19 protein-coding genes and 1 riboswitch are annotated in these 21244 nt (G+C 70.1%); of the genes, 15 read left to right on the top strand and 4 right to left on the bottom strand.

The annotated features are described in order from the left end of the window. Positions 1-6 precede the first annotated feature (6 nt). On the bottom strand, positions 7-1401 hold the full coding sequence (locus IF04_RS0115615) for a cysteine desulfurase/sulfurtransferase TusA family protein (RefSeq protein ID WP_030256728.1): 1395 nt from the start codon (positions 1399-1401) through the stop codon (positions 7-9). Positions 1402-1737: 336 nt separating this feature from the next. Between IF04_RS0115615 and ctaC the strand changes: the two genes are divergently transcribed. The 4 genes from ctaC (at position 1738) to IF04_RS0115595 (ending at position 6211) form a co-directional block, all read left to right on the top strand. Then, on the top strand, positions 1738-2700 hold the full coding sequence (ctaC, locus tag IF04_RS0115610; protein ID WP_030256726.1) for an aa3-type cytochrome oxidase subunit II: 963 nt from the start codon (positions 1738-1740) through the stop codon (positions 2698-2700). Next, positions 2697-4430, top strand: coding sequence for an aa3-type cytochrome oxidase subunit I (gene ctaD / locus IF04_RS0115605; protein WP_030256724.1), 1734 nt, complete (start codon positions 2697-2699; stop codon positions 4428-4430). The genes ctaC and ctaD overlap by 4 nt, the downstream gene beginning before the upstream one ends. Next, positions 4427-4825, top strand: coding sequence for a cytochrome c oxidase subunit 4 (locus tag IF04_RS0115600; RefSeq protein ID WP_030256722.1), 399 nt, complete (start codon positions 4427-4429; stop codon positions 4823-4825). The genes ctaD and IF04_RS0115600 overlap by 4 nt, the downstream gene beginning before the upstream one ends. A 141-nt stretch (positions 4826-4966) precedes the next feature. Continuing rightward, the gene (locus IF04_RS0115595) at positions 4967-6211 is read left to right on the top strand and encodes a L,D-transpeptidase (protein ID WP_037959576.1); all 1245 of its coding nucleotides are present in this window, start codon (positions 4967-4969) and stop codon (positions 6209-6211) included. A 91-nt stretch (positions 6212-6302) separates the two neighbouring features. Here the strand turns inward: IF04_RS0115595 and IF04_RS0115590 are convergent, their stop codons facing one another. Next, positions 6303-6704: a DNA-binding transcriptional response regulator gene (locus IF04_RS0115590; protein ID WP_030256714.1), complete on the bottom strand. Its 402-nt coding sequence runs from the start codon at positions 6702-6704 to the stop codon at positions 6303-6305. A gap of 286 nt (positions 6705-6990) precedes the next feature. Between IF04_RS0115590 and ctaE the strand changes: the two genes are divergently transcribed. The 6 genes from ctaE to IF04_RS0115560 all read left to right on the top strand — a co-directional run bounded on the left by ctaE (position 6991) and on the right by IF04_RS0115560 (position 14234). After that, entirely contained in the window at positions 6991-7611 is a 621-nt protein-coding gene (ctaE, locus tag IF04_RS0115585) for an aa3-type cytochrome oxidase subunit III (RefSeq protein WP_030256711.1), read from the top strand. Positions 7612-7696: 85 nt separating this feature from the next. Further along, on the top strand, positions 7697-8506 hold the full coding sequence (gene qcrC, locus IF04_RS0115580; protein WP_030256708.1) for a cytochrome bc1 complex diheme cytochrome c subunit: 810 nt from the start codon (positions 7697-7699) through the stop codon (positions 8504-8506). Beyond that, positions 8503-9564, top strand: coding sequence for a cytochrome bc1 complex Rieske iron-sulfur subunit (gene qcrA / locus IF04_RS0115575; RefSeq protein WP_030256705.1), 1062 nt, complete (start codon positions 8503-8505; stop codon positions 9562-9564). Before qcrC ends, qcrA begins: the two co-directional genes overlap by 4 nt. Beyond that, a complete protein-coding gene (gene qcrB / locus IF04_RS0115570; RefSeq protein ID WP_030256702.1) occupies positions 9561-11201 on the top strand; it encodes a cytochrome bc1 complex cytochrome b subunit in 1641 nt (546 codons plus the stop codon). The genes qcrA and qcrB overlap by 4 nt, the downstream gene beginning before the upstream one ends. A gap of 157 nt (positions 11202-11358) precedes the next feature. After that, complete coding sequence (gene trpD, locus IF04_RS0115565) at positions 11359-12423, top strand: anthranilate phosphoribosyltransferase (protein ID WP_030256698.1); 1065 nt, start codon at positions 11359-11361, stop codon at positions 12421-12423. Positions 12424-12504: 81 nt separating this feature from the next. Beyond that, positions 12505-12621, top strand: a riboswitch (SAM riboswitch). Between the two features lie 206 nt (positions 12622-12827). Continuing rightward, positions 12828-14234, top strand: coding sequence for an aminotransferase class V-fold PLP-dependent enzyme (locus IF04_RS0115560; RefSeq protein ID WP_030256695.1), 1407 nt, complete (start codon positions 12828-12830; stop codon positions 14232-14234). 140 nt (positions 14235-14374) lie between these two features. On the opposite strand, the gene IF04_RS0115555 is transcribed toward IF04_RS0115560, so the two are convergent. Beyond that, complete coding sequence (locus IF04_RS0115555) at positions 14375-14656, bottom strand: Lrp/AsnC family transcriptional regulator (protein WP_030256693.1); 282 nt, start codon at positions 14654-14656, stop codon at positions 14375-14377. After that, positions 14653-15402 (bottom strand): rhomboid family intramembrane serine protease, encoded by a 750-nt coding sequence (locus IF04_RS0115550; protein ID WP_063829483.1) that lies wholly within the window; start codon positions 15400-15402, stop codon positions 14653-14655. The genes IF04_RS0115555 and IF04_RS0115550 overlap by 4 nt, the downstream gene beginning before the upstream one ends. 191 nt (positions 15403-15593) lie before the next feature. Between IF04_RS0115550 and IF04_RS0115545 the strand changes: the two genes are divergently transcribed. The 5 genes from IF04_RS0115545 (at position 15594) to IF04_RS0115525 (ending at position 21236) form a co-directional block, all read left to right on the top strand. Further along, positions 15594-15833, top strand: a complete 240-nt coding sequence (locus tag IF04_RS0115545; RefSeq protein WP_030256686.1) for a hypothetical protein — start codon at positions 15594-15596, stop codon at positions 15831-15833. A gap of 18 nt (positions 15834-15851) precedes the next feature. Further along, positions 15852-17222 (top strand): NYN domain-containing protein, encoded by a 1371-nt coding sequence (locus IF04_RS0115540; RefSeq protein WP_030256683.1) that lies wholly within the window; start codon positions 15852-15854, stop codon positions 17220-17222. A 317-nt stretch (positions 17223-17539) separates the two neighbouring features. Continuing rightward, complete coding sequence (locus IF04_RS0115535; protein ID WP_030256681.1) at positions 17540-18562, top strand: C40 family peptidase; 1023 nt, start codon at positions 17540-17542, stop codon at positions 18560-18562. A 272-nt stretch (positions 18563-18834) separates the two neighbouring features. Continuing rightward, positions 18835-19884, top strand: coding sequence for a C40 family peptidase (locus IF04_RS0115530; protein ID WP_030256678.1), 1050 nt, complete (start codon positions 18835-18837; stop codon positions 19882-19884). A 77-nt stretch (positions 19885-19961) separates the two neighbouring features. After that, positions 19962-21236, top strand: coding sequence for a hypothetical protein (locus IF04_RS0115525; protein ID WP_245654411.1), 1275 nt, complete (start codon positions 19962-19964; stop codon positions 21234-21236). The last annotated feature ends 8 nt before the right edge of the window (positions 21237-21244 follow it).

Raw genomic sequence — 21244 nt, 5'->3', positions numbered from 1 at the left:
ACCCGGTCAGGCGCGGCGCCGCACCACGTAGGCGGCGCCGCGCTCCGGGGGCTCCGGCGCCTCGCCCAGGTACTCCTGGCCCTGCGTCCAGCACCACGCCGGGATGTCCAGCGCCGCCACCTCGTCGTCGGACAGCACCGTCACCGTGCCGCCGACCGGTACCTCCGTGATCGCCTTCGCCAGCTCGATCACCGGGACCGGGCAGCGGGCGCCGAGCGCGTCCACGACGAGCTCGCCGGACGTGCCCTCGGGCGCGTGCGCGGGCCGCTCCGTGGGCGCGCCGAGCTGTTCCCGTACGGCGGCGACCGCGCCCGGCAGCACCTCCAGGAAGCGCTCCACGTCGGCGGCGGAGGTCCCGGCCGGCAGCGACACCCGGACGTTGCCCTCCGAGAGCACGCCCATCGCCTTCAGGACGTGGCTGGGGGTGAGCGTGCTGGAGGTGCACGAGGAGCCGGAGGAGACGGAGAACCCCGCCCGGTCCAGGGCGTGCAGCAGCGTCTCCCCGTCGACATAGAGACACGAGAAGGTCACCAGGTGCGGCAGCCGCCGCTCCGGGTCGCCGACCACCGCCACGTCCGGCACCAGCTCCGGAACCCGGGAGCGGATCCGGTCCACCAGGCCGCGCAGCCGGGCCGCCTCGGCCGCCGCCTCCGCGCGTACCGCGCGCAGCGACGCGGCGGCGGCCACCACCGCCGGGATGTTCTCGAAGCCGGGCGCGCGCCCCGACTCGCGCTCGTCGGCCGGTCCCTGGTGCGCGAAGCGGGTGCCCTTGCGCACCGCCAGCAGCCCCACCCCGGCCGGGCCGCCCCACTTGTGCGCGCTGCCCGCCAGCAGCGACCAGGCGCCCGGCACCGGGCCCCAGGCGAGCGACTGGGCGGCGTCCACCAGCAGCGGCACGCCCGCCTCGCGGCACGCCTCCGCCGCCTCGGCCACCGGCTGTTCGGTGCCCACCTCGTGGTTGGCGGACTGCAGGGCGGCCAGCGCGGTGTCCGGGGTGAGCGCGGCGGCGAACTCCGCCGGGTCGACCCGGCCCGTACGGTCGCAGCCCACCACGGCCACGCTGCCGCCCGCGGCCTCGTGCGTCTCCGCCGCGTGCAGTACGGAGGAGTGCTCGACGGCGGAGTGGACCAGCCGGCCGCCGACACGCCGCCGGCCGGCCAGCGCGCCGGCGAGGCCCGTGTGCACCGCACGGGTGCCCGAAGGAGTGAAGACCAGTTCGTCGGGGCGGCAGCCGACCGCCTCCCCCGCGGTCTCGCGCGCGGCGTCCAGCAGCAGCCGGGCGCGCCGCCCCTCCCGGTACAGCCGGGCCGGATCGGCCCAGCCCTCGTCGAGCGCGGCGTGCAGCGCCTCGCGGGCGACGGGGTGCAGGGGAGCGGAGGACGCGGCATCGAAGTAGGGCACGGGCGAAACGCTAACGCGTGCGGTCCCCCGGGCCGGGCGCGGCGTCGGACACCGGGAAGGCGTCGGGAAGACGCCGGGAGGGAGCCGCCGGGCGCGGCGTCAGATGCCGGGAGGAAGCGGGGAATCCGGCTGCCGCGGGCGCGCAGTGGGAGGCGATGGCCACCCCTTCGAGGGGCAACGCGCCGCGTTGGGCACCCTCCCCGCGCGACGCCAAATAGCGTCCAGTAGGGTTTGGTCCGCATAAACATCCAAACCCCTGCCCGTGACGGGCCGGCGACCGACCAGCTGAGACGGCCGCAGCCGGTTCTGCGGGCGAGACTCTCGGGAAGGCGCTACGTGAGTCCCAACGGCTCCGACCGCTCGTCGCGGCGCCCGATGCGGCGGAAGCTGCCGCAGGTGCTGGCTGCGGGCCTGGTCCTGGCGACCGCGACCGGTTGCACATACAAGGACTTCCCCCGCCTCGGCATGCCAACGCCCGTCACGGACGAGGCGCCGCGGATCCTCTCCCTTTGGCAGGGCTCCTGGGCCGCCGCCCTCGCAACGGGCGTGCTGGTGTGGGGCCTGATCATCTGGAGCTGGATCTTCCACCGCCGCAGCCGGACCAAGGTGGAGGTCCCCGCACAGACCCGGTACAACATGCCGATCGAGGCGTTGTACACCATCGTCCCGTTCATCATCATCGCGGTGCTGTTCTACTTCACCGCGCGCGATGAGAACGAACTCCTCAAGACTTCCAAGAAGCCGGACCACGTCGTGAACGTGGTGGGCTTCCAGTGGAGCTGGGCGTTCAACTACATGGAGGACGTCGACGGCAACAAGTCCAACTCGGCGGTCAACTCCAAGGAACTCTCCGCGATCCCGGACAAGTGGAAGAAGTCGGCTCCCGCGGGTGCCGAGGGCGTCTACGACCAGGGCACGCCGGGCGACCGCAACCCGCAGAACGGCAACCCCGGCCCCACGCTGTGGCTGCCGAAGGGTGAGACCGTCCAGTTCATCCTGACCTCGCGTGATGTCATCCACTCCTTCTGGGTGGTGCCGTTCCTGATGAAGCAGGACGTCATCCCGGGTCACACCAATGTCTTCGAGGTGACTCCGAACAAGGAGGGCACCTTCATGGGCAAGTGCGCCGAGCTCTGCGGCGTTGACCACTCCCGGATGCTCTTCAACGTCAAGGTCGTGTCTCCCGAGCGGTATCAGGAGCACCTGAAGGACCTGGCGAAGAAGGGCCAGAACGGTTACCTGCCGGCCGGTATCGAGCAGACCGATCACGCCAGGAACGCGGAGACCAAGAACAAGTGAGCATCCTCAACGAACCTCAGGGTGCCGCCGCCGCATCGGCTCCGGCAGCACCACCCGTACGCAGGAAGCAACCCGGCAACGTCGTGGTGAAGTGGCTGACGACCACCGACCACAAGACGATCGGCACGCTCTATCTGGTGACGTCGTTCGCCTTCTTCTGCATCGGCGGCCTGATGGCGCTCTTCATGCGCGCCGAGCTGGCCCGTCCCGGCACGCAGATCATGTCGAACGAGCAGTTCAACCAGGCGTTCACGATGCACGGCACGATCATGCTGCTGATGTTCGCGACGCCCCTGTTCGCCGGGTTCGCCAACTGGATCATGCCGCTGCAGATCGGCGCGCCCGACGTGGCGTTCCCGCGGCTGAACATGTTCGCCTACTGGCTCTACCTCTTCGGCTCGCTGATCGCGGTGGCCGGCTTCCTCACCCCGCAGGGTGCGGCCGACTTCGGCTGGTTCGCCTACTCCCCGCTGTCGGACGCGGTCCGTTCGCCGGGCGTCGGCGCCGACATGTGGATCATGGGTCTGGCCTTCTCCGGCTTCGGCACGATCCTCGGCTCGGTCAACTTCATCACCACGATCATCTGCATGCGCGCTCCTGGCATGACGATGTTCCGCATGCCGATCTTCACCTGGAACGTCCTGCTGACCGGTGTGCTGGTCCTGCTGGCCTTCCCGGTGCTGGCCGCCGCGCTGTTCGCCCTGGAGGCGGACCGTAAGTTCGGTGCGCATGTGTTCGATGCGGCAAATGGTGGCGCACTGCTCTGGCAGCACCTCTTCTGGTTCTTCGGCCATCCAGAGGTGTACATCATCGCGCTGCCGTTCTTCGGCATCATTTCCGAGGTCATTCCGGTCTTCTCCCGGAAGCCGATGTTCGGTTACATCGGTCTGATCGCGGCGACGATTTCGATCGCGGGTCTTTCCGTGACGGTGTGGGCGCACCACATGTACGTCACGGGCGGTGTATTGCTGCCGTTCTTCTCCTTCATGACGTTCCTCATCGCGGTTCCGACCGGTGTGAAGTTCTTCAACTGGATCGGCACGATGTGGAAGGGCTCGCTGTCCTTCGAGACTCCGATGCTGTGGGCGGTCGGCTTCCTGATCACCTTCACCTTCGGTGGTCTGACCGGCGTCATCCTGGCCTCGCCGCCGCTGGACTTCCACATCTCCGACTCGTACTTCGTCGTGGCGCACTTCCACTACGTCGTCTTCGGTACGGTCGTCTTCGCGATGTTCGCCGGCTTCCACTTCTGGTGGCCGAAGTTCACCGGCAAGATGCTGGACGAGCGGCTCGGCAAGATCACGTTCTGGACGCTGTTCATCGGCTTCCACGGCACCTTCCTGGTCCAGCACTGGCTGGGCGCCGAGGGTATGCCCCGCCGTTACGCCGACTACCTGGAGGCCGACGGCTTCACGGCCCTGAACACGATCTCGACGATCAGCTCCTTCCTGCTGGGCCTGTCGATCCTGCCGTTCTTCTACAACGTCTGGAAGACGGCGAAGTACGGCAAGAAGGTCGAGGTCGACGACCCGTGGGGCTTCGGCCGCTCGCTGGAGTGGGCGACCTCCTGCCCGCCGCCGCGGCACAACTTCCTCACGCTGCCGCGCATTCGTTCCGAATCCCCGGCGTTCGACCTGCACCACCCTGAGATCGCCGCGATCGACGTGCTCGAGAACGACGGTCAGAAGGACACGGCGCTCATGGGCGGCACGAAGGAGGCCGGCAAGTGAAGATCCAGGGCAAGATGTTCATCTGGCTCTCCGTCTTCGTCCTCGCCATGGCGATCGTCTATGGCGTCTGGTCGAAGGAGCCGGTAGGCACCACCGCGCTGTTCCTGTCGTTCGGCCTGTGCATCATGATCGGCTACTACCTGGCCTTCACGGCCCGGCGTGTCGACACCGGAGCGCAGGACCGCAAGGACGCCGACGTGGCGGACGACGCCGGTGAGGTGGGCTTCTTCAGCCCGCACAGCTGGCAGCCGCTCTCCCTGGGCATCGGCGGCGCGTTCGCCTTCCTGGGCGTCGTCTTCGGCTGGTGGCTGCTGTACTTCTCCGCACCGATCATCCTCGTCGGTCTGTTCGGCTGGGTGTTCGAGTACTACCGGGGCGAGAACCGCACGCAGTAAGCGCCGTTCTCGTACCGACGGGTCGGGCCCGGTCACTCCAAGGAGTGGCCGGGCCCGACCCATTTGCAGTCCTTGAACGCGCCGTACCGGCGTGTCTCTTCCTATTTTGGGCCTATGAGCCATATGCCACGATCCCGGACGGTGCTCAGCTCAGCCCTCCTGCTGCCCCTGGTGGCGGGGGTCACCGGGTGCGGCGGGGCCACCTCGGATCCGCTCGCCGCCCAGCCCTACGACGCGGCCGGCCAGATCGCGGCCAACGCCCCGGCGGGCGAGCGGAAGGCCGACCCCGACCGGCCACTGGAAGTCACCACCACGGGCGATGAGGCGCGGATCACGGACGTCACCGCCACGGACACCGCGGGGCGCCACATCCGCGGCCGGCTGACCGCCGACGGCACCCGCTGGCGCAGCACCGTGCCGCTCGCCGCCGGCACCCGCTACACCGTGCGCGTCAGTACCGAGGACAGCGACGGCAAGCCGGGCCGCAAGGTCCTGCGGATGGCGACGGAGGGCGGCGGCGACCGGCGGCTGCGGGTCACCTTCGGGCCCGACAGCGGCACGTACGGCGTCGGCCAGCCGCTCACCGCGGAGCTCAGCCGCCCGGTGCACGGCGCGCGCGCCAAGGCCCTCGTGGAGGGCGCCCTGAAGGTCGACAGCAGCCCGCGCGTGGTGGGTTCCTGGCACTGGGTCGACGACCGGACGCTGCACTACCGCCCGCGCTCCTACTGGCCCGCGCACGCCTCCGTCGAGGCGTACAGCAACCTGCAGGGCCTGAAGGTCGCCAAGGGCCTGTACGGCGGGCCCGGCAAGCCCGTGCGCATCCGTACCGGCGACCGGGTCGAGGCGGTCACCGACGCCGCCGCGCACCGGATGACGGTCCGGCGCAACGGCAGGGTGATCAAGACGCTGCCCGTCACCACCGGCAAGGCCGGCTTCGAGACCCGCAACGGCATCAAGACCGTGCTGGGCAAGGAGTCGTTCGTCCGGATGCGCAGCACCACCGTGGGCATCGCCCGCGGCAGTTCGGAGGCGTACGACCTGCCGGTCCGCTGGGCCACCAGGGTCACGTGGAGCGGCGAGTACGTGCACGCGGCGCCCTGGTCCGTGGGTTCACAGGGCGCGGCCAACGTCAGCCACGGCTGTACCGGCATGTCGACCGGGGACGCGCGCTGGTTCTTCGGCCGCGTGCGGGTCGGCGACATCGTCCAGGTGGTCAACAGCAAGGGCGACAAGATGGTCCCGTTCGACAACGGGTTCGGCGACTGGAACCTGTCCTGGGAGAAGTGGCTCGCCGGCAGCGCCCTGGGCGACGGCGTGAGCGGCGCCGGGAGCGACGAGGACGCCGCGGCGCCCGCCGACGCTGCCCGACTGCGCCCGCGGGTCTGAGCGGCCCGCAGAACGGCACACAGCGCCCCGTCCGGGCCATTCCTCCCCGGACGGGGCGCTGTACGTCCTCAGTGGCCGCGAGCGGCCGTGCTCAGGTCTGCGCGAGCAGGCGGCGGCGCAGCAGCCCCGCCAGCGCGTCGGCGAACGCCACCGGGTCGACCGGGTGGGTCACCGCGGCGTCGGCCCGGCTCCAGGTCGCGAGCCAGGAGTCCTGCGGGCGGCCCATCAGCAGCAGCACCGGCGGGCAGTTGAAGATCTCGTCCTTGATCTGCCGGCACACGCCCATGCCGCCCGCCGGGGCGGTCTCGCCGTCCAGCACACAGACGTCGATGCCGCCCTGCTCCAGGGCCGTGAGGACGGCCGGGAGTGTCGCGCACTCCACAATCTCCACCTGCGGCACATCGGCGGCGGGTCGCCGGCCGGCCGCGAGGCGCACCTGCTCGCGGGTGCCCGCGTCGTCGCTGTAGACCAGCACCGTGGCAGTCGCCTGCATCGTTCCTCCACGCTTTTGGGGAGCACCGTCGACGGGAGCACCACTGGGGCCGGTCCCGTTCAGCGGATGCTACTGCCCGGAAGGGTCCGCGCAGGAGGGTTCGTACGGATCAATGCTGCGCCCGACGGCCCGTCAGGACTGGTCGGAGCGGGGGTGCCACGGGTGTGCGGAAGGCGTGCTTCCCCCCTTCGGGGGATGCCTCCACTGGACCGTATGAGCAGCGCACACCCCCTTGACACACCGAACGGCACCCCCCGGAGTGAGCGCAAGATAAGCGACCGACATAATGTCGGTCGTGGCGACAGCAACAGCAGTAGAAACCGGGCACGCGCACCCGTCGGTCAATCGGCCGAACCTCACCAGCGTCGGAACCATCATCTGGCTGAGTTCCGAGCTGATGTTCTTCGCGGCCCTCTTCGCGATGTACTTCACCCTCCGATCGGTGACCGGAGCCGAGTATTGGAAGGAATCCGCCGATGCGCTGAATCTTCCGTTCTCCGCGACGAACACCACGATCCTGGTGCTCAGCTCTCTGACGTGCCAGCTCGGTGTTTTTGCGGCCGAGCGCGGCGACGTCAAGAAGCTCCGGGCCTGGTTCGTGGTCACCTTCATCATGGGTGCGATCTTCATCGGCGGTCAGGTCTTCGAGTACACGGAGCTGGTCAAGCACGAGGGCCTCTCGCTCTCGTCCGGACCGTACGGCTCGGTGTTCTACCTGACCACCGGCTTCCACGGACTGCACGTGACAGGCGGTCTGATCGCCTTCCTGCTGGTCCTGGGCAGGACGTACGCGGCCAAGAGGTTCACCCACGAACAGGCCACCGCGGCCATCGTCGTGTCCTACTACTGGCACTTCGTCGATGTCGTCTGGATCGGCCTCTTCGCCACGATCTACCTGATCAAGTAGGTAGTCCGGTCCCGACCGGACCCGCAGTTCAGACAGACACAGACCAGAAGCATCGACGCAGAAGATCCTGACACCGGGGTAATCCGTGAAAAAGCTCTCCGCACGACGGCGCCATCCGCTGGCGGCGCTCGTCGTCCTACTCTTCGCGCTGGCGGTCACTGGGGGGCTGTACGCCGCGTTCGCGCCGGCGGACAAGGCTCAGGCCGATGACACCGCCCAGTCTCTTGCCATCAAGGAGGGCAAGAAGCTCTTCGCCGTGGGCTGCGCAAGCTGCCACGGCACCGGCGGTCAGGGCACCTCCGACGGCCCGAGCCTGGTCGGCGTGGGCGCTGCCGCCGTCGACTTCCAGGTCGGCACCGGCCGGATGCCGGCGCAGCAGCCCGGCGCCCAGGTGCCGCGGAAGAAGAACATCTACAGCCAGGCCGAGATCGACCAGCTCGCGGCGTACGTCGCGTCGCTCGGTGCCGGTCCCGCCGTGCCCGGCAAGGAGCAGTACAGCAAGGACGGAGCGGACATCGCCAAGGGCGGTGAGCTGTTCCGTACGAACTGCGCGCAGTGCCACAACTTCACCGGTAAGGGCGGTGCCCTGACCAACGGAAAGTTCGCACCGGCGCTTGACGGTGTGGACCCGAAGCACATCTACGAGGCCATGGAGACCGGCCCGCAGAACATGCCTTCGTTCGGTGACGGCACCCTCTCGCAGTCCAACAAGAAGGACATCGTCGCTTACCTCGGTGAGGTCAACGGCGACAAGACCGCGAGCCCCGGTGGCATGGACCTCGGTGGTCTCGGCCCGGTCAGTGAGGGCCTCTTCGGTTACATCTTCGGCCTGGGCGCACTGGTCGCGGTCGCCATCTGGGTCGCAGCCCGGACAGCGAAGGCCAAGAAGTCATGAGTGAGACTGGACGACACGCAGACGTGCCAGAAGAAAACCTTCCCAGTGGGCGCGACGGCGCTCACGGTGACGTGGCGACGAAGGAGAACCCCTTCGCCGACCCGGGCCTGCCCCCCCACGAGCACCGCATCCAGGACATCGACGAGAAGGCGGCCAAGCGCTCCGAGCGCACCGTGGCCCTGCTCTTCACGCTGTCCATGCTCGCGACGATCGGCTTCATCGCCTCGTACGTGATCTTCCCGGTCGACAAGATCATCTACGTCTGGCCGCTCGGCCACATCAGCGCGCTGAACTTCGCGCTGGGCCTGACGCTGGGCGTGGCGCTGTTCTGCATCGGCGCCGGCGCGGTCCACTGGGCCCGCACGCTGATGTCGGACGTCGAGGTGGCGCAGGAGCGGCACCCGATCGAGGCCGAGCCCGAGGTCAAGGCCAAGGTCATGGCCGACTTCCGGGAAGGCGCCGCGGAGTCCGGCATGGGCCGCCGCAAGCTGATCCGCAACACCATGTTCGGCGCGCTGGCCCTGGTGCCGCTCTCCGGTGTGGTGCTGCTGCGCGACCTCGGTCCGCTGCCGGAGAAGAAGCTCCGGACCACGGGCTGGAAGAAGGGCATCCGCCTGGTCAACCAGGCCACCAACCTCCCGCTGCGTCCCGAGGACATCGCGGTCGGCTCGCTGACCTTCGCCAAGCCCGAGGGCCTGGAGGAGGACGATCACGAGTTCAACTCGAAGATCGCCAAGGACGCCCTGATGCTCGTGCGGATCCAGCCGCAGAACATCAAGGACAAGCAGGAACTTGAGTGGTCGCACGAGGGCATCGTGGCGTACTCGAAGATCTGCACCCACGTCGGTTGCCCGATCTCCCTGTACGAGCAGCAGACGCACCACGTGCTCTGCCCCTGCCACCAGTCCACCTTCGACCTTTCCGACGGTGGCCGCGTGATCTTCGGTCCGGCCGGCCACGCCCTGCCGCAGCTGAACATCACGGTGAAGGACGGCTACCTCGAAGCCGTCAGCGACTTCGCGGAGCCCGTCGGCCCGAGCTTCTGGGAGCGCGGATGAGTAACGAGACGAGCGCGACCAACGCGCGCCGCGGCCAGGCGCCGCGGGGCGAGCGGATCGCCGACTGGGCGGACGGCCGGCTGGGCATCTACAGCCTCGCCAAGTCCAACATGCGCAAGATCTTCCCGGACCACTGGTCCTTCATGCTCGGTGAGATCTGCCTCTACAGCTTCATCATCATCATCCTGACCGGCGTCTACCTGACGCTGTTCTTCCACCCGAGCATGGCCGAGGTCGTCTACCACGGCTCCTACGTGCCCATGCACGGCATCCGGATGACGCAGGCCTTCGAGTCGACGCTGGACATCAGCTTCGACGTCCGCGGCGGCCTGCTGATCCGGCAGATCCACCACTGGGCCGCGCTGGTGTTCCTCGCCGGCATGATGGTCCACATGATGCGGGTGTTCTTCACCGGCGCCTTCCGCAAGCCGCGCGAGGTCAACTGGCTGTTCGGCTTCCTGCTGCTGGTGCTCGGTATGTTCACCGGCTTCACCGGCTACTCGCTGCCGGACGACCTGCTCTCCGGCACCGGTGTCCGCTTCATCGAGGGTGTCATCCTGGCGATGCCGCTGGTCGGCTCGTACCTGCAGATGTTCATCTTCGGCGGGGAGTTCCCCGGCCACGACATCATTCCGCGGTTCTTCACGGTGCACGTCCTGCTGCTGCCGGGCATCATGCTCGGCCTGCTGGTGGCGCACCTGATCCTGGTCTTCTACCACAAGCACACGCAGTTCCCGGGTGCCGGCAAGACCGAGAAGAACGTGGTCGGCATGCCGCTGCTGCCGGTCTACATGGCCAAGGCCGGAGGCTTCTTCTTCCTGGTCTTCGGTGTGATCTCGGTGATCGCCGCGATCGCGAGCATCAACCCGGTGTGGGCCATCGGCCCGTACCGTCCGGACCAGGTGTCCACCGGCGCCCAGCCCGACTGGTACATGGGCTTCGCCGAGGGTCTGGTCCGTGTCATGCCCGGCTGGGAGTGGACGATCGCCGGTCACTACACCATCAACTTCGGTGTGCTGATCCCGATCATCATCTTCCCGCTGGTCCTGGCGGCCATCGCGGTCTACCCGTTCGTCGAGTCCTGGGTCACCGGCGACAAGCGTGAGCACCACCTGCTGGACCGCCCGCGCAACGCGCCGACCCGTACCGGCTTCGGTGTGGCCTGGTTGATCGCGTACCTGGTGATGCTGGTCGGTGGTGGCAACGACCTGTGGGCCACCCACTTCCACCTGTCGATCAACTCGATCACCTGGTTCATCCGGATCGCGTTCTTCGTGGGCCCGGTGCTGGGCTTCATCGTCACCAAGCGGATCTGCATGGGTCTGCAGCGGCGCGACCGCGACAAGGTGCTGCACGGACGCGAGTCCGGCATCATCAAGCGGCTGCCGCACGGTGAGTTCATCGAGGTGCACGAGCCCCTCACGCAGGAGCAGATGCACGCGCTCACCCAGCACGAGCAGCCGAAGCCGCTGGAGATCGGCCCCGAGGTCGACGAGAACGGCGTCAAGCGCAAGATCAAGCGCTCGCAGAAGCTGCGCGCCAAGCTCTCCAAGGGCTTCTACGGCGAGGACAACTACATTCCGAAGCCGACGGTGGAGGAGTACGAGGAGATCACCAGCGGCCATGGCCACCACTGATCTCCGCGGGGGAGCGGTACCGACACCGTGAACCCGAGCACGTAGCAAAGAACGCCACCCAGAGGGCCCTGTCCGAGCACCGGACGGGGCCCTCCGGCGTACCCGCGGGCCCGATAGGCTCGCTGTGAAGATTTTTACTCACCCAGGAGCGTGGACCATGAACGTTGTGACCCCGGATGGCGGCGGCAGCGTGGCGGCCCGCACCTGGCCGGGCGTACTGAACGCCCTCCTCGAAGGCCGTGACCTCTCCGCCGACTCCACCGAGTGGGCGATGGACCGGATCATGCGCGGCGAGGCCAGCGACGCGCAGATCGCCGGCTTCGCGGTGGCGCTGCGCGCCAAGGGCGAGACGGTCGCGGAGATCTCCGGGCTGGTCCGCGCGATGTACGAGCACGCCAACCTCATCGAGGTGCCGGGCCGCAGCGTGGACATCGTCGGCACCGGCGGCGACGGCGCCAAGACCGTGAACATCTCCACCATGTCCTCGATCGTGGTGGCCGGCACGGGCACGAAGGTCGTCAAGCACGGCAACCGCGCCGCGTCCTCCGCCAGCGGCGCCTCCGACGTCCTGGAGAAGCTCGGCGTGAACCTGGACCTGACGCCGCGCCGGGTGGTGGAGGTCGCCGAGGAGGCGGGCATCACGTTCTGCTTCGCGGTGAAGTTCCACCCCTCGCTGCGGCACGTCGCGCCCGCCCGCAGCCAGCTGGGCATCCGCACGACCTTCAACGTACTCGGCCCGCTCACCAACCCGGCCAAGGTCGCGGCCCAGGCCACCGGTGTCGCCGACGCCCGGATGGCGCCCATCCTGGCCGGCGTGCTCGCCGAGCGCGGCTCCTCCGCGCTGGTCTTCCGCGGCGACGACGGCCTCGACGAGCTGACGACCACGGCCACCTCCACGGTGTGGGTGGTCAAGGACGGCACCGTGCGCGAGGTGCCCTTCGACCCGCGCGACGTCGGCATCGAGCTGGTGCCGGTGGAGGCGCTGCGCGGCGCGGACGCCTCGTACAACGCGGACGTCGCCCGCCGCCTGCTGGCCGGCGAGACCGGTCCGGTACGCGACGCGGTCCTGCTCAACTCCGCCGCGGCGCTGGTCGCGCTGGACCCGACGGACGCGCCACTGAACGAGCAGATCGCGGCGGGGATGGCGAAGGCGGCCGAGTCGATCGACTCGGGCGCGGCGCAGCGTGTACTGGACCGGTGGGTGGCCGCGTCGAACGCGTAGCACCACGGTCCGCGGCGCGAGGGGTGTCCGCATCCCGGACACCCCTTGCGGTGCAGTGATCATGTGGCATGATTCTCGGCAGGTCACGAGTGACAGCGATTAGGCCCCGGCTTGCTGTCCGGCAACCCTCCGTCCGTGGCGGGGTGCCCCGGGTGATGACCAGGCCGCAGGCAGCAAGGCCAGCGGCAAGCGCGGATCCCTCGCCAGGGATCCTGGTTATCGAGGGAGCTCTTCCGTGATGCAGCGAATGCGATAGGGCCGGTCGGCCCCTTTTCCGAACACCCCGCCTGTGGCGCCCCTCTGTACGAGGTTCCGTGCGCCCGCGGGTCCTTCCACGCCCCGTGCGTGTCATTCGCCTACTCCGTGCGTCTCGAACGCCTCGTATGCCTCCGGGAGACTCCGCCATGTCCGTGCGCCCTGAAACCACCCTCGCCACTGCCGACTCCGCCGACGCCGACCCCGCCTGCACCGCCGTCGCGCCGCTCCCCGTCCTCGGCCGTGACGTGTGCGTCCCGCTCGTCACGGGTGGCGAGGTCGGCTACGCCGCACTGGACTACGCCGCCAGCGCCCCGGCCCTGCAGCGGGTGTGGGACGACGTGGCCGCGTACGCGCCGTACTACGGGAGCGTGCACCGCGGCGCCGGGTACCTCTCCCAGCTCTCCACCGACCTCTTCGAGAACAGCCGGCAGACGGTCGCGGAGTTCCTCGGCTGCCGCGAGACGGACCAGGTGGTCTTCACCCGGTCCACGACCGACTCGCTCAACCTGCTGGCCGGCGTCCTCCCCGCGCACACCCGGGTGTTCGTCTTCGAGACCGAGCACCACGCGTCGCTGCTGCCCTGGGAGCAGCGGGCGGACGTCGAGGTGACGTACCTGAACGCCCCGCGGACCCCGCAGCAGGCCGTCGACACGCTGGAGAAGGCGCTCGCCGAGCGCGAGCCCTACGGCCCGGCGCTGGTGTGCGTGACCGGCGCGTCCAACGTGACCGGTGAGCTCTGGCCGGTGCGCGAGCTGGCCGCCGCGGCGCACGCGCACGGCGCGCGCATCGTGCTGGACGCAGCGCAGCTCGCCCCGCACCACCCCGTGGACATCGCCGACCTGGACGTGGACTGGGTGGCCTTCTCCGGCCACAAGCTGTACGCGCCCTTCGGGTCCGGCGTGCTGGCCGGGCGCGCCGATTGGCTGCAGGACGCCGAGCCGTACCTGGCCGGCGGCGGCGCGAGCCGCAAGGTCGCGCGGCGCGAGGACGGTGGCGTGCAGGTGGAGTGGCACACCACGGCGGCCCGCCACGAGGCCGGTTCGCCGAACGTGATCGGGGTGTACTCGATCGCCTCCGCGTGCAAGGCGCTGACCGAGGCCGGGTTCGACAACCTGGTCGCGCGGGAGCAGGAGCTGATCGCGAAGGTGCGGGCCGGGCTCGTCGAGGTGCCCGAGGTGAAGGTGCTGTCGCTCTTCGGCGACGACGCGCCGCGGGTGGGCGTGCTGTCGTTCGTCGTGGAGGGCTGGAACAGCTCGCACTTCGCGGCCGCGCTCTCGGCGGAGTACGGCATCGGCGTACGGGACGGGCTGTTCTGCGCCCACCCGCTGGTGCGCACCCTGCTGGGCAGCGACCCGCAGGACCCGGGGGAGTGCGGCGCGCCGGACGCCCGGCCGGGGGAGCGGTCGCTGAACGCGATCCGGGTGAGCTTTGGCGCTGGCACGCCGGATGAGCATGTGGAGCGGTTCGTCACCGCTGTGACGGAGCTTGTGCGGTCCGGTGCGAAGTGGTCCTACCGGACCGAGGAAGGGCGCTGCGTGCCGGATCGCGGCTGACGCCGCGGGTTTCACCGGCCGGTGTGGGTTCCCGTAGTGGGACCGGCGCCGGCCGGTGGTCGTTTGTCCTCAATCGCCGGACGGGCTTGATTTTGCCGGTGTGCGTGATTTTGCTGCCCGGGATCGCGGCTGCGGCGAAATTACGACTCCAGGCCAATCGCGAACGCCGCCTCCAAGTCGTGCTGGGAGTACGTGCGGAACGCGATGTGGGTCTCCGTGGAGGCGACGCCGGGGACCTTGCTGATGCGGCCGGGGATGACGTCCGCGAGGTCGTCGTGTTCGCGGACGCGGACCATCGCGATCAGGTCGTGCGCGCCGGTGACCGAGTAGACCTCGCTGACGCCCTCGATCGTCGCGATCTTCTCCGCGATCTCCGGGATCCGGTCCACGCTGGTCTTGATGAGCACGATCGAAGTGATCACGGTTGGCTCTCTCCCTCGGTCGGCCGTTCTGTGGGCTCCACCCTACCGGGGAGCCCCGGCGCGGCCTGCGGTGGAGCGTCCGGTACGTGGTAGCGGACCCAGGCGTACAGGAAGCCCAGTACAAAGCCGACGACATGGGCCAGGTAGGCGACGCCGGGGCCGTTGACCGCGCGCTGGGCCGCCAGCCACTGCAGGACGAACCAGAAGAGCAGCACCGCCCAGGCGGGGAAGCGCAGCGGCAGGAAGAAGAGGAACGGGAAGAGGCTGGTCACCCGCGCGCGGGGAAAGAGGTAGAGGAAGGCGCCGAGCACGCCGGAGATCGATCCGGACGCGCCGACCAGGGTCTGGCCCGACTCGGCGTGCGCCGCCGCGTAGCCCATCAGGGCCACGTAACCGGTCAGGACGTAGAAGACCAAGAAGTGCAGCCGGCCCATCCTGGCCTCGGCCATGCCCCCGAAGACATAGAGGAAGAGCATGTTGCCCAGCAGGTGCAGCCAGCTGCCGTGCACGAAGAGCGCGGTGAGCGGGGTGACCAGGGCCTGCGGGTCGCCGCTCCACAGGTCGCGCGGGATGACGCCCCAACGGGCGAAGTACGCGCTCTGCGCCTGCAGGAGCGATTCGCCCGTGCCGTGTATCCCGTTCAGCCCCGAGGCCGGGCCGATGACGAACACCACGCAGCAGATGCCGATCAGGATGTTGGTCATCCGGGAGAACACGGTCCGCGGGGACGGGAACGAGGCCGACATGAAGTGATCATGCCGTAATAGCCACAAAGGGGACAGAGTGCCTCGCCGTGTTCCGGCACCCGGGCGCGGACGGGACCCGGCGTCCACCAGGCCGTAGGGTTACGGGCAGTACTTTCCGTACCTCCGCAGTTCGACGGCGCACCGCGAGAGCCCGCACAACCGCACCACGCTTGACGAAAGAGGACGACACAATGGCTGTTCCCCTGCCGACGGCCGAAACCCGGTGGCGCTGCACCCTGTGCGGCAACCTCACGCGTTTCGACGTGACCCGCCAGTCCAAGGTGGTGGAGTACGTCCACCTCGACCTGGCCGGCGAGCCCAAGGTGGAGGAGCGGGAGGTGCTCAGTGAGAGCATCGAGTCCGTCCGCTGCCGCTGGTGCAACGCGGTCGACCAGATCGAGCTGGTGGACCGCCCCGGCGCGGACGCCTGAGATCGGAGCGGTGCAGCAGTGGTGGAGCGTCCAGAAGGGCACGAGGGGGAAGAGCGCGACCCGGAGGCCGGTGCGGCCGACGAAGTGCTCGACCGTCCCCTGCCCGAGGGCGTGCGGCGCCGTGTCGTGGCGCTCACCGCGGAGTCCTTCGGCGGCCTGACGGTCGCCGAACTCCCGCCACCGCTGCGGCAGTACGCCCGTTTTACGCCATCCCGGCGGGTGAAGTTCGCGGGTAACGCGATGGCCGCGGCGCTGGAGAGCGATCCGGTCTTCCGGCAGCGGATCGCGGCCCGGCTGCGCGAGACGCAGGCCGAACTGGCCGAGGCCCTGCAGCAGGGCACTCCACCCGCCGCCGCCGACCCGCAGGACGTCGCGGCGGCGGCGTACGTTCTGCGCCCGCCGGGCTGGGCCAAGCTGGTCGCCGCCGCGGGCGAGGAGGTCCGGCGCGCGGACGAACAGCGGGCCGGCGAGGAGGCCGAGCGGGAGCTCGCCCGGCTGCGGGAGGAGCTGGCCGAGGCGCGGGCGGCGTCCCGAGCCGAGGCCGACCGGGCGAGAGGCGACCTCGAAGCGGCGCGCAAGGAGAACGACGTGCTGCAGCGCAAGCTGCGCAGCGCGCTCAGCGACGTGAAGCGCGCGCAGGCCGCGGCGCGCAAGGCGGAGACCGAGACCGAGTCGCTGCGCTCCGCGGCGGCCACGGACAAGGCGACCACCGACAGCGAAATGCGCCGGCTCAAAGCCCGGGTCGCGGAGGCGGAATCGGCGCTCGAAGCGGGGCGCCGCGCCGCGCGGGAGGGGCGCAGTGTCGAGGACATGCGCCTGCGGCTGCTTCTGGACACCGTCCTGGACGCGGCCCAGGGGCTCCGCCGCGAACTGGCGCTGCCGCCCGCCAACGTCCATCCCGCCGACACGGTCGACGCGGTCGAGCCGGGCCGGATGACCCCGAAGGACGTCGCGGCGCGCGCCCTGTCCGAAACGGACCCGGCGCTGCTGGACCAGCTCCTGGCGCTGCCGCAGGCGCACCTCGTGGTGGACGGCTACAACGTCACCAAGACCGGCTATCCGACGATGCCGTTGGACAAGCAGCGGCTCCGGCTGCTGGGCGGGCTGGCCGTACTGGCCGCGCAGACCGGCGCCGAGATGACGTGTGTCTTCGACGGCGCCGAACTGGCCGCGCCGGTACTGCTCGCCCCACCGCGGGGCGTAAGGGTTCTTTTCAGCAAACCGGGCGTAACGGCCGATGAGTTGATTCGTCAGCTCGTACGTGCCGAACCGCCCGGCCGCCCCGTGGTCGTGGTCTCCACCGACCGCGAAGTGGCCGACGGCGTGGCGAAGGCGGGAGCCCGCCCGGTGGCATCGGCCCTTCTTCTCAAGCGACTTGCCCGTACCTGAACGGGCGTCGGCCGCGGTGCGGAAGGTGTGGGATAGAACACTCCGCGGCCCTTCCGGCGGTCTCGGAGCGTCAATTACCTGCTACGGGCGGTGCCATATTGGTAAAGGATGCGGATGTGGCCAAGTTTTTTCCCGTGAAGATTTGAAGCGATCACAACTCGGTTACTAAGGTCAGGCCCCGAGCCTTCATGCAGTTGATCATCCAACCGGGATGAACAGTGAAGGAACCGCCGAGTCCGCGGCGTTCACGCGGAGCCGGGGACCCCAGTTCCCCCCACCACCCGGTAGGCGGCTGAAGGAAGAAGGAGCTCGCCCCCGTGGCGTCCCACCGTCGACCCAAGCAGCCGAGCCGCACGCGCGTCACCGTGTTCACCGCGACCGCCGCCGCTGCGGTTGCCCTGTCCTCCCAGGCCGCCCAGGCCGCGCCGAAGCCGACCAAGGAAGAAGTCAAGTCCGAGGTCGACAAGCTCTACGAGCAGGCGGAGCAGGCCACCGAGAAGTACAACGGTGCCAAGGAGGACCAGCAGAAGCTGCAGAAGGAGGTCGACCGCCTCCAGGACAAGGTCGCCCGTGGCCAGGAGGAGCTGAACAAGCTCCGCAAGGGCATCGGTTCCGTCGCGTCGGGCCAGTACCGCAGCGGCAGCATCGACCCCTCGGTACAGCTCTTCCTCTCCGGTGACCCGGACACCTACCTCGAGAAGGCGTCCACCCTCGACCAGTTGAGCGGCAAGCAGGCGTCGCAGCTCAAGGTCATCGCGGACAAGCAGCGCACCCTGTCGCAGCAGCGCGAAGAGGCCGCCGGCAAGATCAAGGACCTCTCCGACACCCGCAAGGCGCTGGGTGACAAGAAGGACGAGATCCAGGGCAAGCTCGCCAAGGCGCAGGAGCTGCTCAACAGCCTCACCGCCAAGGAGCGCGAGGCGCTCGAGGCCAAGGAGGAGCGCGCGAACCGCGCCAACAGCCGGGTCGACCTCGGCACCGCGGTGCCGAGCTCGCAGCGGGCCGCCGCGGCCCTCAACGCCGCGAAGACGAAGATAGGCTCGCCCTACGTCTGGGGCGCCACCGGCCCGTCCTCGTTCGACTGCTCGGGCCTGACCCAGTGGGCGTACCAGCAGGCGGGGCAGTCGCTGCCGCGCACCTCGCAGGAGCAGGCGACCGCCGGCACCCAGATCGGCCGCGACCAGCTCAAGCCCGGCGACCTGGTCATGTTCTACGACGACCTGCACCACATCGGCCTGTACGCGGGCAACGACCAGGTGCTGCACGCACCCAAGCCCGGTGCCGCGGTGCGCTTCGAGCCGATGGACAACATGCCCTTCATGTACGGCGTCCGCGTCTGACGTGTACGCGGCTGACGCTGCGTGACGACGACCGGCCCGACACGCCGGAAAACGTCCGAACGTACCGCCCGATCGGGGGAATTGCGACAGCCACCCCTGACTTACCGCCTCGCCGGTGACCTGCGCAGTCACCGGCGAGGCGGATTTTTGTGCGGGTTCGGAGGTCTTTGGCCGGGGTGTACCGGCCCGATTACTGTCTGCCCTCGCAGTCGCCGGATACGACCGCCCGCCCCGGGCGGCAGGGGCTGCACGGGAAGGGAGTGCGGCCTCACGTGGCGTCCCACCGCCGTTCCTCACCGGCCGGCCCGCAGGGCCCGGCACGGATCACCCTGATGTCGGCCGCCGCCGCGGCCACCGCCGCCGCGCTGACCGCGGTCCCCGCGACCGCCGACCCCGGTACCGGCACCGGCCGGACCGCGAGCCACGCGAAGCTCACAGAGCGCGTCGACGCGCTCTACGCCCGGGCGGAACGGGCCACCGAGCGGTACAACGGCGCCAAGGAACGCACCACCGAGCTGCGCGACCAGGTGACCGTCCTTCAGGACCGCGCGGCCCGCGCCCAGGAACGGGTCAACCGGCTGCACGACCGGCTCGGCGCGATGGCCGCCGCCCAGTACCGGTCCGGCGGCGTGGATCCCTCGCTCGCCCTGATGCTCTCCGCGCGCCCCGCCGACTACCTCGACAAGGCGCAGACCCTGAACCGGCTCGGCACCGCCCAGGCCGGGCGGCTGAACCGGCTGGTGGACGCCGAGCGGGTACTGCAGCGGCAGCGCCGGGAGGCCGCCGGCCGGCTGGCCCGGCTGGAGGAGGCCCGGCGCGCCGTCGCCCGCCACAAGGAGGCCGTCGAACGCAAGCTCGGCGCGGCCCGGCGGTTGCTCGCCTCGCTGCCCGCGCGCGACCGGGCGGCGTACACCCGCGCCTCGCGCGGCGCCCGCGACGGCGCGCTCCCGGAGCTCACCGAACTCTCGGGGCTCGCCGGCCGGTCCGGGCTCGCGGTGTCCGCCGCCCGGTCGGCGGTCGGCGCTCCGTACGTATGGGGCGCGTCGGGCCCGCGGTCCTTCGACTGCTCCGGGCTGATGCAGTGGGCGTACGCCCGGGCCGGGGTCTCCCTGCCGCGTACCTCGCAGGCGCAGCGGAACGCCGGCCGTCAGGTCCCGCTGTCCCAGGCCCGCCCCGGCGACCTCGTGATCTACCGCTCCGACGCCAGCCATGTCGGGATGTACGTGGGCAACGGGCAGGTCGTGCACGCGCCGCACCCGGGCGCGCAGGTGCGCTACGACCCGGTCGGCATGATGCCGGTGTCCGGGGTGACCCGCGTCTGAGACCGGTCCCGCCGGAAGCGGCTGCCGGGCGTCCGAATGTTGCCCACCGGTATCCGCTCACGCGTACGATTCGGCGGGTGGCGGAAAAGCGGCGGCCGTACCGGCGGCACACGGCGGTGACCTGGGCGGCGGCCTGTCTGGCCCTGCTGCTCGCGGTGCTCACGGGCTGCGGGGGCCCCGCCCGCGAAGTGACCGACCGTACAGCCGTGCAGCGGGTGCTGGACGCCCGCGCCGCCGCCGTCCGCGACCACGACGAAGGCGCCTTCCTGGCTTCGGTGGACCCGGCGGCGGACGGCTTCCGGGACCGGCAGCGGGAGATGTTCGGGAACCTGCGCGGCGTGCCGCTCGCCGACTGGCGCTACCGCCTCGTGCGCACCGGCGCCTTCCCGCTGCCCGCCGCGGCGGACAGCGGCCCCCGCGTCGCCGCCGAGGTCCGGCTGCGCTACCGCCTCGCCGGGTACGACACCGCGCCCGTCACGGCCGTCCAGTACCTCACCCTCACCCGCCGCGACGGCCACTGGCGGATCACCTCGGACACCGACGGCGCGCTGAACGGGAAGCGGACGGCGCGTCAGCTCTGGGACCAGGGCCGGGTCCGTCTCGTACGCGGCGAGCGCAGCCTGGTGCTGGGCACCGGGCAGCCGGCCGCGCGGCTGCGCGAGCTGGCCCGGCGCACGGACGCCGCGGTGCCGGCCGTCGCGGACGCCTGGCCGGGCCGCTGGTCGCGCAAGGTGGTGGTCGAGGCGCCGGACTCGGTACGCCGGATGGCCGAGCTGCTGGGCTCCTCGGACGACTCCGCGTACACCGGGATCGCGGCCGTCACCACGGGGGAGGCGGGCGCGTCGAACCGGGCGCCGGCGGACCGGGTGATCGTGAACCCGCAGGCGTACGGGCAGCTGAGCTCCCTGGGCCGGATGATCGTCCTCACCCACGAGACGGCCCATGTCGCCACCCGCGCCGTGACGACGGCGGCCACCCCGCTGTGGCTCTCCGAGGGCTTCGCCGACTGGACCGCGTACCGCACGGCGCAGCGCACGCCGCGCGCCGCCGCGCCCGAACTGACCCGCGCGGTGGCCGCGGGCCGCCTGCCGGAGCGGCTGCCGACCGCCGCGGACTTCACCTTCGACGCGGGCGCCGACCGCCTGAACCGCGCGTACGAGGGCGCCTGGCTGGCCTGCCGCCTGATCGCCGACACGTGGGGCGAATCCCGCCTGACATCGTTCTACCGGGCGATGGCGACGGCCCCGGAGGGCGCGAGCGGCCTGGACCGCACACTGCGCAAGGAGCTGGACCTCTCCACGGCGGAGTTCACGGCGAAGTGGCGCACGTACGTGAACCAAGAACTCGGGTAATCGCGTCG

The sequence above is a fragment of the Streptomyces violens genome (assembly GCF_000717745.1).
Taxonomy (GTDB): domain Bacteria; phylum Actinomycetota; class Actinomycetes; order Streptomycetales; family Streptomycetaceae; genus Streptomyces; species Streptomyces violens.
The sequence above is the reverse complement of the archived record's forward strand: the minus strand, read 5'-3'. Positions and strand labels throughout refer to the sequence as shown.

Excerpts from the sequence above, each read along its gene's own strand:
- qcrA (WP_030256705.1), top strand. The coding sequence starts at position 8,503 with ATGAGTGAGACTGGACGACACGCAGACGTGCCAGAAGAAAACCTTCCC.
- qcrB (WP_030256702.1), top strand. The coding sequence starts at position 9,561 with ATGAGTAACGAGACGAGCGCGACCAACGCGCGCCGCGGCCAGGCGCCG.
- IF04_RS0115545 (WP_030256686.1), top strand. The coding sequence starts at position 15,594 with ATGGCTGTTCCCCTGCCGACGGCCGAAACCCGGTGGCGCTGCACCCTG.
- ctaE (WP_030256711.1), top strand. The coding sequence starts at position 6,991 with ATGTCGGTCGTGGCGACAGCAACAGCAGTAGAAACCGGGCACGCGCAC.
- IF04_RS0115550 (WP_063829483.1), bottom strand. The coding sequence starts at position 15,402 with ATGTCGGCCTCGTTCCCGTCCCCGCGGACCGTGTTCTCCCGGATGACC.
- IF04_RS0115590 (WP_030256714.1), bottom strand. The coding sequence starts at position 6,704 with ATGCAGGCGACTGCCACGGTGCTGGTCTACAGCGACGACGCGGGCACC.
- IF04_RS0115560 (WP_030256695.1), top strand. The coding sequence starts at position 12,828 with ATGTCCGTGCGCCCTGAAACCACCCTCGCCACTGCCGACTCCGCCGAC.
- trpD (WP_030256698.1), top strand. The coding sequence starts at position 11,359 with ATGAACGTTGTGACCCCGGATGGCGGCGGCAGCGTGGCGGCCCGCACC.